The organism is uncultured Algibacter sp. (assembly GCF_947490405.1).
In the GTDB taxonomy this organism is placed as follows: Bacteria; Bacteroidota; Bacteroidia; order Flavobacteriales; family Flavobacteriaceae; genus Algibacter_B.
In genome coordinates, this window is the sequence record NZ_CANLGU010000006.1 from 57,574 (window position 1) to 70,571 (window position 12,998).

At 33.5% G+C, this 12,998-nt stretch carries 11 protein-coding genes; 6 read left to right on the forward strand and 5 right to left on the reverse strand.

What is annotated here, in order from left to right:
• Nucleotides 1–90: 90 nt before the first annotated feature.
• From Q0772_RS13015 to Q0772_RS13025, 3 genes are all read right to left on the reverse strand, one after another.
• A complete protein-coding gene (locus Q0772_RS13015; protein WP_298345599.1) occupies nt 91–813 on the reverse strand; it encodes a hypothetical protein in 723 nt (240 codons plus the stop codon).
• A gap of 73 nt (nt 814–886) precedes the next feature.
• A complete protein-coding gene (gene ggt, locus Q0772_RS13020; RefSeq protein ID WP_298345602.1) occupies nt 887–2,575 on the reverse strand; it encodes a gamma-glutamyltransferase in 1,689 nt (562 codons plus the stop codon).
• Entirely contained in the window at nt 2,568–3,170 is a 603-nt protein-coding gene (locus Q0772_RS13025) for an acyl carrier protein phosphodiesterase (protein WP_298345605.1), read from the reverse strand. Before Q0772_RS13025 ends, ggt begins: the two co-directional genes overlap by 8 nt.
• A 77-nt stretch (nt 3,171–3,247) precedes the next feature.
• Between Q0772_RS13025 and glmM the strand changes: the two genes are divergently transcribed.
• The 6 genes from glmM (at nt 3,248) to Q0772_RS13055 (ending at nt 10,891) form a co-directional block, all read left to right on the forward strand.
• On the forward strand, nt 3,248–4,636 hold the full coding sequence (gene glmM, locus Q0772_RS13030) for a phosphoglucosamine mutase (protein WP_298345608.1): 1,389 nt from the start codon (nt 3,248–3,250) through the stop codon (nt 4,634–4,636).
• 342 nt (nt 4,637–4,978) lie between these two features.
• Nucleotides 4,979–6,304: a dicarboxylate/amino acid:cation symporter gene (locus Q0772_RS13035; protein ID WP_298345612.1), complete on the forward strand. Its 1,326-nt coding sequence runs from the start codon at nt 4,979–4,981 to the stop codon at nt 6,302–6,304.
• Nucleotides 6,305–6,548: 244 nt separating this feature from the next.
• Nucleotides 6,549–7,586, forward strand: a complete 1,038-nt coding sequence (gshB, locus tag Q0772_RS13040) for a glutathione synthase (protein ID WP_298345615.1) — start codon at nt 6,549–6,551, stop codon at nt 7,584–7,586.
• Nucleotides 7,587–7,631: 45 nt separating this feature from the next.
• Entirely contained in the window at nt 7,632–8,792 is a 1,161-nt protein-coding gene (locus Q0772_RS13045) for a sulfurtransferase (RefSeq protein WP_298345618.1), read from the forward strand.
• Nucleotides 8,785–9,612 (forward strand): N-formylglutamate amidohydrolase, encoded by an 828-nt coding sequence (locus Q0772_RS13050; protein WP_298345621.1) that lies wholly within the window; start codon nt 8,785–8,787, stop codon nt 9,610–9,612. Before Q0772_RS13045 ends, Q0772_RS13050 begins: the two co-directional genes overlap by 8 nt.
• Before the next feature lie 121 nt (nt 9,613–9,733).
• Entirely contained in the window at nt 9,734–10,891 is a 1,158-nt protein-coding gene (locus tag Q0772_RS13055; protein WP_298345624.1) for a tyrosine/phenylalanine carboxypeptidase domain-containing protein, read from the forward strand.
• Nucleotides 10,892–10,903: 12 nt separating this feature from the next.
• Here Q0772_RS13055 and Q0772_RS13060 read toward each other — a convergent pair whose 3' ends face one another.
• Nucleotides 10,904–11,569 (reverse strand): hypothetical protein, encoded by a 666-nt coding sequence (locus Q0772_RS13060; RefSeq protein ID WP_298345627.1) that lies wholly within the window; start codon nt 11,567–11,569, stop codon nt 10,904–10,906.
• Nucleotides 11,570–11,727: 158 nt separating this feature from the next.
• On the reverse strand, nt 11,728–12,870 hold the full coding sequence (locus Q0772_RS13065; protein ID WP_298345630.1) for a DUF3800 domain-containing protein: 1,143 nt from the start codon (nt 12,868–12,870) through the stop codon (nt 11,728–11,730).
• Between the last annotated feature and the right edge of the window lie 128 nt (nt 12,871–12,998).

Below are 12,998 nucleotides of genomic sequence, written 5' to 3' on the forward strand. Positions count from 1 at the left end.
TGCAAAGTTACGACTTTAGTTGTTAAATTTTAGACAAGGTTTTACTTGAATTTATCGAGTAAACATTAAGAACTGTTTCTTTGGGAAGAGTTACCTTGTGCCTTTTACATCATCAAACTCAAGTCCTAAAAATAAGAGTTTATGAAAGTTAGGTAATTGTGCCCCACTTTCGGTAGTCACCCAATTGCTCCAAGACGCTTCTAAGCCACCAATAGGTAAAATAGATGTCCACATTTTAAAGGATTTTGGCTTTCCATGGTCTTCTAGTAACCATAAATAAGAATCTCCAGGTGTTATACCACCAGATGTATAACTAACTAAAAGCGCCTCTTTTTTATCTTCAGTTATTACAAGGCGCCTTTCAACACCATCATCAAAAACTTTGTAAGGGGCAACGAGCCAAAACGAATCATTAAAAAAGTAACTAGTTGCTTTTTCAATAAGTTCTTTAGCCATATCGCTTTCGTTTTTAAAACTATGGATATATACTTTACTTTTAGAGAGGTTATTTAAATCAAGAACAACTTTATTTTCTTTCCAAAACACATTACATATATTGTTTTTTTTATCCCATTCGTAATGACGTCTTTTTTTGTAAGTCCATTCAATATAATTGGTGGTTTTATAAGCTTCATAATCTAATGCATCAAGCATTTTATGAGCTAAAGCATCAGCTTGTTCACCTTGAATTCCAGTAGGTAAATCTTCATTGTATTTAAAATAAAGGAAGCCAAAAAACAGTAGGCTAGGGAGTGTCAAAAAAATAATGACACCAGTGATTATTTTTAATATTTTTTTAGGGCGAACCGTCATAAAAACGGAATTTAGTTTATAGTTTGTTGGCCTCTAAAGTATTAAATGTGATGGTTTTAGAAAAAGAAAATGATTAAAAACCGACGGCTGTATCATCTCCTCGATAATCTGCACCACCCTCGTACGTGTTATCATCTAAAACAAGTATTCCATCGACCTTGCCAATCACAGGAGCATCTTTTTCGTTTATTGAATATCCTAAATTTTCAAGTTGTTTAATTAGATTTCTGTCAAATAAATTAGGTTCCATTCTAATTTCATCTGGAAGCCATTGATGATGAAAACGTGGTGCATCTACAGCTTCTTGCATGGTCATATCAAACTCATGAACATTCAATATGGTTTGCATTACAGATGTAATAATAGTTGAGCCTCCAGGAGTCCCGAGTGTCATGAATAATTTATTATTTTTTTCTACAATGGTAGGTGTCATCGAACTAAGCATACGTTTTTCGGGAAGAATACTATTAGCCTCCGCGCCAATGAGACCAAACATATTTGGAACCCCAGGTTTACTGCTAAAATCATCCATTTCGTTGTTTAAAAAGAAACCAAGTTCTGCGCAATATAACTTGGAACCATAAGCACCATTTATTGTAGTTGTACAAGCTATAGCGTTACCAAATTGATCAATAATGGAGTAGTGTGTAGTCTCGTTACTTTCAATAATTTGAATATTACCATGTGACACATCACTCGATAATGTGGCTTTTTCAAAAGAAAAATCTGCCATTCTTCCGCTTAAATAATCTTCCTTAATTAATGTTTCTACAGGAATTTTTATAAAATCAGGGTCTCCCAAATAAAAACTTCTGTCTGCATACGCACGTCGTTCTGCTTCGGTTATAGCTTGAATGGTTTTTAACGAATGATGTCCATATTCATCTAAATGAAACGGTTCAAGCATTTTCATAATTTGCGCTAAAGCAATACCACCACTTGAAGGAGGTGCTATAGAAATAATTTTTAAATCGTCATAAGTAAAGACAATAGGTTCCCGCCATTTTGCTTCATAGCCAGCTAAATCTTTTTCTGTAAGAATACCACCGTTTTCTTGAATAAATTTTGCAAGTATTTTGGAGGTTTTACCTTTATAAAATTCATCTTTTCCGTTTTGCGAAATGCGTTCTAAGGTTTTAGCCAGCGCGGGGTATTTTATAACATCGTTTTCTTTCCAGGCTTTATCAAGAGGAATGGCTTCCTTATTCACTTTAGAGAATAAGGGGCGGTACTTTTTGATGGTTTCTTCTTGTTTTTTTGTAACTGTTACACCATTGTATGCTAGTGCTATGGATGGGTTTATAATATCTTTAATAGGTAGAGATCCAAGCTTTTCGTGTACCTCAAAAATACCCGCTACAGTTCCGGGTACACCAACTGCCATGGCGCCTAGTGTGCTTTTCTCTGGTATAACATCTCCGTTTTCATTCAAATACATGTCTTTGGTTGCTGCTAATGGTGCCTTTTCTCTAAAATCGATAGAGCCAATGTCTCCATTTGCCTTTCTGTAGACCATAAATCCACCACCGCCAATATTGCCTGCGTATGGATATGCTACTGCTAACGCTAATTGAGTAGCACACATAGCATCAAAAGCATTACCACCTTTTTTTAAGATATCACTACCAATTTTTGAAGCTTCAGCTCTGGCAGAAACTACCATCGCTTGTTTTGAAATAAGTCCTCTGGTTGATGTTTTTTCGGCTTGTTTGCAGGAAAACAGAAAACAAGTTAAAATACAGGATAAAAAATATTTAATCACGTAACTCTTTATTTAAAGTGTTTAATTTCTTTTTTGAAGATGCTATAAGTTCATCAAAAAAACTAGAAAATTCATTTTCAAACTCGGTGTAAAATGCTTCCAATTCAATAACAGCCTCGTTCATACTAGAACGGTTTTTAGTACGTCTGTTCATACCCTCTAAAACTCGTGTTATACCTTCAATAGAGGCGTAGCTCAATAGCCAATTATCAGCAAGCATATAGGGCATCATTTTTTGAATTCTGCTGGGTAATATATCATAATGCGTTTCTAAGGAATCGTAAAAATACTCGGTATATTCTTCTAGAGGTGTATTACTGTAATGTCCCCAGTTTTTAGCTAAAAAATGGTCGTAAAGAATATCTACAATAATTCCAGAGTAATGCCCATATTTCTTATGAAGCCTTTTTGTGCTTTGTCTTACTGTTTTATGAGCGTCAGTAAATGTATCAATATGACGATGTAGTAAAATCCCAATTTGAATATCTATAGGGTATTTTTTGTAACGCTTCCCTTTTATGCCATCTGCAATAAAATTACCAATGGTTACTAAATCATTATCACCAGAAAGATAAACATGTGCTAAATAGTTCATTCGTGAAATTTACGAATTCCGTTTTAAGAAATCCGATTTCGAAATACTATATTTGCGTTTTAATTTTAAAATATATTATGACACTTATAAAATCAATTTCAGGAATTAGAGGAACTATTGGCGGTCAAGTAGGCGAGAACTTAACACCCATTGATGCTGTAAAATTTGCGTCTGCTTACGGTGTTTGGTTAAAGCAACAACGAAACAAGGAAAGCCATAAAGTTGTAGTGGGAAGAGATGCAAGAATTTCTGGAAAAATGATTCAAAGTTTAGTGATGAATACGTTAATAGGTATGGGTATTGATGTTGTAGATGTTGGTTTATCAACAACACCAACTGTTGAAGTTGCAGTACCTATGGAACATGCCGATGGAGGAATTATTCTAACGGCTAGTCATAATCCAAAGCAATGGAATGCTTTAAAATTACTAAATGAAAAAGGTGAGTTTTTAGATGCAGTAGAAGGGGCAAAAATATTAGAGATTGCTGAAAGTGATGCTATGACTTTTGCTGATGTAGATAGTCTTGGAAAAATCTCAAAAAATAAAGCCTATATCGACTTACATATTATTGAAGTTCTAGATTTAGATCTTGTAACTGTAAAACCCATAGAAGAAGCTCGATTTAGAGTGGTTGTAGATGGTGTGAATTCTACAGGAGGCATTGCTATTCCATTATTATTAGAGCGTTTAGGTGTAGATGTTATAAAAATTCACTGTGAACCAAATGGACATTTTCCACACAATCCAGAACCTTTAAAAGAGCATTTAACAGATTTATCTGAGGCCGTTAAAAAGCATAAAGCAGATTTTGGTATTGTTGTAGATCCAGATGTAGATCGTTTAGCCTTTATGGATGAAAACGGCGAGATGTTTGGAGAAGAGTACACACTTGTAGCCTGCGCAGATTATGTATTGAGCAGAACCCCAGGAAACACGGTTAGTAATATGAGTTCCACCAGAGCCTTACGCGATGTTACAGAAAAACATGGCGGTATGTACGAAGCCAGTGCAGTAGGTGAGGTAAATGTAGTTAAACTCATGAAAAAGAATAAAGTGGTTATTGGTGGTGAAGGTAACGGCGGTATTATATATCCAGAGGCGCACTATGGTCGCGATGCTTTAGTGGGTGTAGCCCTGTTTTTAAGTTTATTGGCAGATAAAAATATAAGTGTTAGCGAACTTAGAAAAACCTACCCAAATTACTTTATGAGTAAAAAGAAAATTCAATTAACACCAGATTTAGATGTTGATGGAATTTTAAAAGTCATGGAAGAGCGTTATCAAAACGAGCAAATTACAACTGTTGACGGTGTAAAGATTGATTTTTCAGAGAGTTGGGTACACTTGCGTAAAAGTAATACAGAACCTATCATCAGAATTTATACCGAAGCAAAATCTCAAGAAGAAGCGGATACTTTAGCCGATAAATTCATTGCCGAAATTGGAGAAATTGCTGGAATATAAACTGTTATTGCGAGGAGTAAGCGACGTGGCAATCTCTTAAAACTTAGTTATTGTTTTAGAAGTTATTTCCCGCTTTTCGTTATATCTTTTTTGTGCCTAACTTGTTTAAGTTTCTCACTACGTTTTGTGCTTAAATCTAAATTTTAGCCAGATTAAAATTTAGATTTAAACACAAAAAAGGATGCCACTTCAATCGGGGCTAAATCATCCGCTAAAGTCTGTTATATCTATCTAGGTAAGAATCTTTTTGCAGACATTTTTAAGCCCAAAAAAAAGCTTATATTGTTATCAAATTTAAGAACTAATTAATTCTCTCTTATGGAGAGGTAAGCAGATCCTTTTATGAAAAAACTAGCATTACATTGGAAGATTATTATAGGAATGATTCTCGGAATCATTTTTGGTTTTATAATGAATACCGTTGATGGTGGAAAAGGTTTTGTTACTGATTGGATTGCACCGTTTGGAACCATATTTATAAATCTTTTAAAGCTTATAGCGGTACCATTAATCTTGGCATCTTTGATAAAAGGTATATCAGATTTAAAGGATATTTCTAAAATAAAGTCTATGGGCTTACGTACCATAGGTATTTATATTGCTACCACTTTAGTAGCTATAATTATTGGTTTAACAATAGTAAATGTGGTGAAGCCAGGAAATGGGATGCCACAAGAAACTATAGAAAAAATAAAGCTAAAATATGCTGATGCTGCTGGTGTAACAGATAAATTAATGAAAGCTTCTGCGCAAAAAGAAGCTGGTCCGTTACAGGCTTTAGTTGATATTTTTCCAAGTAATATTTTTAAATCGTTTGCAGAAGCTTCTATGCTTCAAGTGATATTCTTTGCCATATTTGTTGGTATTTGTTTACTGTTAATTGGTGATAAGAAAGCAAAACCTTTAGTGAATTTCTTTGATTCGCTAAACGAAGTGGTGATGAAAATGGTAGATTTAATTATGCTATTTGCACCTTATGCAGTGTTTGCACTTTTAGCAAATGTGATTATTGCTTTTGATGATATTGAAATACTAATTAAATTATTATACTACGCCTTTTGTGTTGTAGGCGGACTGATTTTAATGATTGGTTTCTACTTATTACTAGTTAGCGTGTACACTAAAAAATCGCCAATGTGGTTTTTAAAACAAATAAGTCCTGCACAATTGTTAGCATTTTCTACCAGTAGTAGTGCTGCCACACTTCCTGTAACTATGGAGCGTGTTGAAGAGCATTTGGGTGTAGATAAAGAAGTATCTGGTTTTGTGCTTCCTGTTGGTGCTACAGTAAATATGGATGGTACCAGTTTATACCAAGGTATTGCAGCCGTATTTATTATGCAGGTTATTTGGCCAGAAGGGTTAACCTTTACTAACCAATTGGTTATTGTACTTACAGCATTATTAGCATCTATTGGTAGTGCTGCTGTACCTAGTGCTGGTATGGTAATGTTGGTTATTGTTTTAGAATCTATTGGGTTTCCTGCAGAATTATTACCTATTGGTCTTGCGCTTATTTTTGCAGTTGATAGACCTTTAGATATGTGTAGAACGGTTGTTAATGTAACTGGTGATGCTACAGTTTCTATGCTAGTGGCTAAATCTTTAGATAAGCTTCATGACCCAAAACCCAAAGAGTGGGATGATAATTATGATGCTGTGAAGTAAGCACTTTTGTTGGCAGATTAGCCCGCGTTAGGGATTGAACGGCATCCTTTTTAAAATTGACACCTAGTGGATTGACTTTGAAGTAAATGATAAACAGATAACCAATTCGCTCACTTCTCGCTATGACGTTTTAAAAAGATATAGTGGAAAGCCCGACCCTTGTGGTAACGCCCAAATTACTTATTGTAGAATTTTGGGATGTACTAAAAATCTTTTAAATTTAACTAAACCAAAAAATTACGATATGAACGTTTGTTTTATAATGTACCCTTGGGAGCAGATTGACCCCGATAATGATACGACGCTAGCCTTAATTAAAGAATGTGTAAAACGTAAGCATGGTGTGGCCATGTGTATTCCGGCAGATTTAACAATTAGAAACAGTGTGACATCGGCTACTTGTACGGTAATTGGGAGAATGGAAAAAACACCTAGTTCGTTAAAATCGTTTTATAAAAAAGCACAGTTGCGTGAGGAAATGCTACCGCTTGCTGGGTTTGATGTAATTTTCTTTAGGGCGAATCCGCCTTTAGACCCCATTATGTTAAACTTTTTGGATTCTGTAAAGGATGATGTGTTTATAATGAATTCTTTAGAGGGCATGCGTGAGGCGAATAATAAGCTGTATACGGCTGCTTTTGGTGATGCGCATAGCAATATTATACCAGCAACTCATGTATCTAAAAGTAAACGTTATTTAATTAAACAAATTAAAGAATCTGACTCGGATAAAATGATTTTGAAACCACTGAATGGTTTTGGTGGTTCGGGCGTTATATTGATTGAAAAATCGGCGATGAGCAATATTAATTCGTTACTAGATTTTTATATTTATAATAATGATGGTTCGTCTAGTTATGTAATACTTCAAGATTACATTGAGGGTGCCGACCAAGGCGATGTTAGAATTTTAATTTTAAATGGAGAGCCTGTTGGCGCCATGAAACGTGTTCCTGGAAATGATGATCACCGTTCAAATGTTTCTGCTGGTGGTAGCGTACAAAGGCATTCGCTTACAAAAGAGGAAAAAGCACTGTGTAAACAAATAGGCCCTAAATTAGTTAATGACGGACTCTATTTTGTGGGTATTGATGTTATTGGAGGTAAATTGGTAGAAGTGAATGTGATGTCGCCAGGTGGTATTACATACATAAACAAAGTATACAAGCTTAAAATAAAAATTGAAGAAAAAGTGATTGACTTTTTAGAAATGAAAGTTTTAGATAAACTTCAAGCTTTTGATAGACGTACGCGTTTGAGGAAAACGGTACAGGATGCTTAGTTTTAGTGCTGTTACAATTTCTGTATTTTAATTAATTAGTTTTAAATGAGTTTAAAAATAAACCTGAATTCTCCAATAGTTTCAGTCGAATGGCTTAATGAACATTTAAATACTGAAAACCTTATTGTTTTGGATGGAACAATTAATAAGGTCTTTGATATTACCTTGGAGCAAATTCCTAATGCTAGACTTTTTGATATTAAAAAGAAATTTAGTGATGTGTCTAACGATTTTCCGAGTGCGTTTCCTTCTGCAGAACAATTTCAGAAAGAAGCCAGAAATTTAGGCATTAATCAAGATAGCATTCTTGTAGTTTATGATGATAAAGGTATTTATTCTAGTGCCCGTGTTTGGTGGCTATTTAAAGCTTTTGGGTTTAATAATGTTGCGGTTTTAAATGGTGGTTTTCCTGCATGGAAAAAGGCTAGATATCATACTGAATTGATGCAGAATTACGATGGTGAAAAGGGTGATTTTACTGCAAATTTACAATTTGGCTATATGCAGTTTTTTGAGGATATACTTTATGCGTCAAAAAATGAAACGCATAAAATAATTGATGCACGTTCTAGAGCTAGATTTAATTGTGAGGTTCCAGAACCTAGAGCAGGTTTGCGTAGAGGAACCATTCCAAACTCTGTTAATTTACCATTTACGGATTTATTGGAAGACGGTGTTTTAAAGTCTAAAAAAGATTTGGCGAAAGCTTTTTATATGGTTGCTGAACATGATGACTCTATTATATTTTCATGCGGTTCTGGTCTTACGGCTTGTGTGTTGGCTTTAGGTGCTGAGATTTCGGGGTATAAAAACATTTCAGTGTATGATGGTTCTTGGACTGAGTATGGTGCCTTAACTACTGGCAATATGGAAAACCCAAAAACATGGACCAAAGATGAATTGTTGGCTTACATTTTAATGTATGTTTCAAATTCAGATTTAAACGAGTCTAGAAGAGAGCAAAAATATATTTTAAGTCGGGTTGATAAGCATGTTTACGAACGTGTAAATGCACAATTTGAAATTGACAATGATTATCAAGTGCTTCAAAATATTATTGAAGGTGTAAAAGCACATGATTATTACCGTAATGATTTAGCAGACTTATTTGCTGATATTAAACTTATGGCTTTTGCTGATGGTGAATATGATTCTATGGAGCAAATGATTTATACCCATTTAAAAAAGATTCTCAAGGATGGATAGATTGAGTATTTCGGACATAATATCTAAGATTGAGGCTGGTGCATGTTTTGAAGCTGTGTCTTCAGATTATTCTCTAACCATTAAAATTGAAGATTATGTGCCTTATGCTTGTGCTGCTGTTCATGATGGGCATCAATTTAGAAAAGAACTTTGGGATAATTGTATGCATACCGAATACGAACGTTGGTACGAGGAAGACCCAGAAACCAAAAACATGGTACAATCGCATCCTATTGTTATTGCGGGTTGCGATTCCCGTTTTGAATACGATTTAAACCGCGCGCCTGATGATGCGGTTTTTGTTACCGCTTGGGGTAAACAACTTTGGAAAGCACCACTTTCTGAAGCTATGAAAACCAAAAGCCTTGAAAAACATGCAAATTTCTATAAGGTTGTACATGCTTTAATTGCTACTTTAGAATCTAAATTTGGCTTTTGTACTGTTTACGATATGCACAGTTACAACTGGAAACGTTGGGATAGGGAAGTGCCTACTTGGAATTTAGGAACGAGTAACCTTGATAATGAAAGATTTGGAAATGTTATCGAGTTATGGCGACAAAGTTTATCGGAAATTAAATTTCCTAACGGGATTAAATCCACTTCGCTAATAAACGATACATTTCAAGGGAATGGCTATTTTTTAAAATATATTACACAAAACTTTAAAAATACCTTAGTTTTGGCAACCGAAATTGCCAAGGTGTATGGTGATGAATATGAGCAAATTATATTTCCTGAGGTTGTAAAGGCTGTTGAAAAGGAATTGATTACTCGTATTCCTAAGCATGCAGAAAAAGTATATAAGACGTTTAGTTAGATTTTAAATTTATTAAACGTTTTGTTATTCCTGTTAAGGCAGGAATCCAAATTGAAAATATAATTCTTAAAATAGATTCCTGCCTTCGCAGGAATGACAAAGTAAGTATTAAAGCTAGTTTATGAAGATGGATAATGTAGTTACCAAAACACTTTTAGATATAGATAAGCATATTGATGCGCTAGTTAAGCAAATTGAATTGCTTAGTTATGTAAACCCTTTAAATATAGAAGAAGAGAAAACGCGTTTTTTTTCATCTAAATATTTAACAGACCCTGTTTTTAATTACCCTTCCATAGATTTTGACCGTTTTAAACTTCATAGAAAGTTATTTGAGAGCGATTTAGAAAGTATTGAAGATGCTGAAATTAGCAAACTATACGAAGATATTATTTATCAGTACTCAGGCTTAATTCAATGTATAGAAACCGTTGGTACCGATAAAAAGTTCTATTATAATTGTTTACATTGTTTTGGTACGCCAACCGAAAATGATGTAGAGAATGCTAAATTTATTTTACATTTTGAAGATGAAGATAAAGGCATTCCCAAATTTCAACCAAAATATAGTGCTGCCGAGGCAGAAGTTTTTTTTAAAAGCTTTTCTGAAAATTACGATTTTAGTTACAGCATAAAACATTCCGATAAAATTTCGGCCATAGCCATGGTGTTGAATAATATTAAAACCTTGGTTTTAAATACCAATCATACCTATTCTGATAATGAGATAGCCGTATTAACCAATCATGAAATTGGTGTGCATATGGTGACTACCATGAATGGCTTGTTGCATCCTTTAAAAATATTTTCTCATGGATTTCCTAACAATGAGGAAACCCAAGAAGGGTTAGCGGTTTTTGCGGAATATATGAGTAATAACCTTACCATAAAACGTTTAAAAGAATTGGCGTATCGTGTAATTGCTGTTGATAGTTTAGCAAAAGGCTACTCGTTTTCTAGAACCTTTAGGTTGTTGCATAACCAGTACGATTTAGACCGCGAAGAGGCGTTTTACATAACCGTTAGAGTGCACAGAGGTGGCGGATTTACAAAAGATTACTTGTATTTAACAGGACTTAAAAAGGTGTATGATTATTACCATTCTGGAAAAGATTTAAGCCTGCTTTTAACAGGTAAAGTATCTTTAGAATATGTTGATGATATTGAATCGCTTATTAAAAAAGGTTTAGCGGTACCTGCAAAACATATTACCGATGCTTATGCTGAAAATAAAAACACCAACAAAAAGGTAGATTTTATTTTACGGAGTTTGAAGTAAGCAACTGGCTTTTTATTCGCAATTATTGTATTCTTTGATAATTTCAAATAGTTCATCGGATTTATATTGACCTTTATTTATTTTTCCTACTAGTGGTTTACAACTTGTGAAATATCTGCTCGCGTTTTTCTTAAATGATTTAAAAACATTAGCAAAAAACCTATTGCTAGCATATTTTTCACTTTGCTTTTTTACATAGTATAAATTTTTTTCATTTTGTATAATTGTAGTACTGTTAGGATTTTCGAGATACATATTTTCGTATCCTTTTTTTAGATATAATGAAACTTTCCCCTCTATTAGGATTTGCATTAGTTTCGTGTTTTTTTCATTAGTTAGAATAAAAGCATATTTAGCAATTTTACCTGAGTTTGTCTTTACAATAAAATATTCTACTTCGTCTTTTTTAAATTTTGATTTCTTTTTGGAGTTCTTAGCTTTTTTAAAGAAAATTTTATTGGTTCCCCCAACACCTCTTAAACCAACCAAGTCTTTCGTTGTAGACGAGTTTTCAAATTTTACAACTCCGCTTAAAGTATCTTTGCTTTTCAAAACTAATGTTCCCGAATACCATTTATTTGAGAATGTTCCATTTTTTCCAATTGTTACTTGAGAAAATGTATTGTTTGCATAGCAAATAAAAATTAATACTAATAATATTTTTAAAATTTGTTTCATACTATGAATTCTTGATAGTTTTTTAATACCATGATTATCGTGTTTGTGTAAGATTTCGTTAAATGTTTCAGCATCTAATTTAGCAAATACAAACCGAATAGAAAATCCGTGAGGATTTTCGTAAGTAAGCGAGTACTAGCAATGAATTATAAACGGTGTTAGCCCACGTTTTCTATCAGTTCTTTCAATTTTTGATATTCAGGTTCATCCAAAATATCGTATTCATTCGTTGTTGCAAGTAAAATAGCATTTCTGCATTCCTCAATTCTGCGTAATACAGGTAAAACGATACTCTTTCCGTGATTAATATACTTTTTCATATCACTTGCAGAAGTTGGGATTTTATATCCATCTCTACTACTTGCTATTAGAATTCCTTTATCTCTTAAATATCCAACTACTTTAGAACTAAAACGCTCTTTACTTAACGGATTTTGTCTATTTACACTTAAATGTCTAACAAATTCTGCTGACGTTGTAAATTTTCTTGGATGATTTGATTGATGATACAGAAGTAATAATTTGAGAAAATTAATTCTATCACGATTATCTGGTGTATTTCCGGTTGTTTTATCGATAAAGTCAAATGCTCTATTGAGACCAAGAGTAGCAATCGTTTCATCATATTCGCTAAAAGTTCCTTTTTCACTAAATTCCTCCGATTTATATTCTTTTGGGAAATGGTTTAGACTAATCAGTTTATCATTAATCAATTCAGTAAATTCAGATGATTTGTCCGATTTTTTCAGTTCGTCAAATATATAGCCTAAAGTTCCAGCCATCATATCTGCTAATTGCACGCCTAAATCATTATGACTTTTTTGTACTTGAAAGTCAGAACCTGCAAATAGATTTCTAATATGATTTTTTTCAACATATTTTTTGAAACTCCTCATAAAATCATTTCCTCCGTGTTCGTCAACTTTTAATTCAAGTTGTGGGAAAGTCCGATAAAGTTCCTTGTATAGAATTCCGTTTAAATATTTATAGAATGACTGTTTGTATTTAAAACCTTCTCCGAATAATTTTCTCTTGTCTATTACTACCGCATAAACAGAGAAATTCACTTTTTTAAGTTCTTTTAAAATGAGGATTCTTCGCTTATGGTTCTTTGATACTTTATTAGATTTTATTTCTCCTGTTTGAAAAAATCGCTTTCTAATTTCCTCAAGTTGACTTTGGATTTTCCCTAACTCATCTTGATTCATAATCACACTTGCAATTATGAAATGACTTCCTTGAGTATCAAAATCAAAGGAATTATTTCCAAATTCGTCTGCAAATGCTATTATTTTCTTCATAGTTCTTCAAATGTGGCTAACGACTTGATATGAAATCGTTTTAATGTTTTATATCTCATGATACTGAAACAAGTTCAGCACAAGTAAGCTAAGGTAGAATTTTCTTACTTAAAAACAAAGCATACTTT

What these genes read in the sequence shown, in the direction of transcription:
- Q0772_RS13045 (WP_298345618.1), top strand. Translation starts at nt 7,632, where the DNA reads ATGAGTTTAAAAATAAACCTGAATTCTCCAATAGTTTCAGTCGAATGG.
- Q0772_RS13015 (WP_298345599.1), bottom strand. Translation starts at nt 813, where the DNA reads ATGACGGTTCGCCCTAAAAAAATATTAAAAATAATCACTGGTGTCATT.
- Q0772_RS13055 (WP_298345624.1), top strand. Translation starts at nt 9,734, where the DNA reads ATGAAGATGGATAATGTAGTTACCAAAACACTTTTAGATATAGATAAG.
- Q0772_RS13060 (WP_298345627.1), bottom strand. Translation starts at nt 11,569, where the DNA reads ATGAAACAAATTTTAAAAATATTATTAGTATTAATTTTTATTTGCTAT.
- glmM (WP_298345608.1), top strand. Translation starts at nt 3,248, where the DNA reads ATGACACTTATAAAATCAATTTCAGGAATTAGAGGAACTATTGGCGGT.
- gshB (WP_298345615.1), top strand. Translation starts at nt 6,549, where the DNA reads ATGAACGTTTGTTTTATAATGTACCCTTGGGAGCAGATTGACCCCGAT.
- Q0772_RS13065 (WP_298345630.1), bottom strand. Translation starts at nt 12,870, where the DNA reads ATGAAGAAAATAATAGCATTTGCAGACGAATTTGGAAATAATTCCTTT.
- Q0772_RS13050 (WP_298345621.1), top strand. Translation starts at nt 8,785, where the DNA reads ATGGATAGATTGAGTATTTCGGACATAATATCTAAGATTGAGGCTGGT.
- Q0772_RS13025 (WP_298345605.1), bottom strand. Translation starts at nt 3,170, where the DNA reads ATGAACTATTTAGCACATGTTTATCTTTCTGGTGATAATGATTTAGTA.
- Q0772_RS13035 (WP_298345612.1), top strand. Translation starts at nt 4,979, where the DNA reads ATGAAAAAACTAGCATTACATTGGAAGATTATTATAGGAATGATTCTC.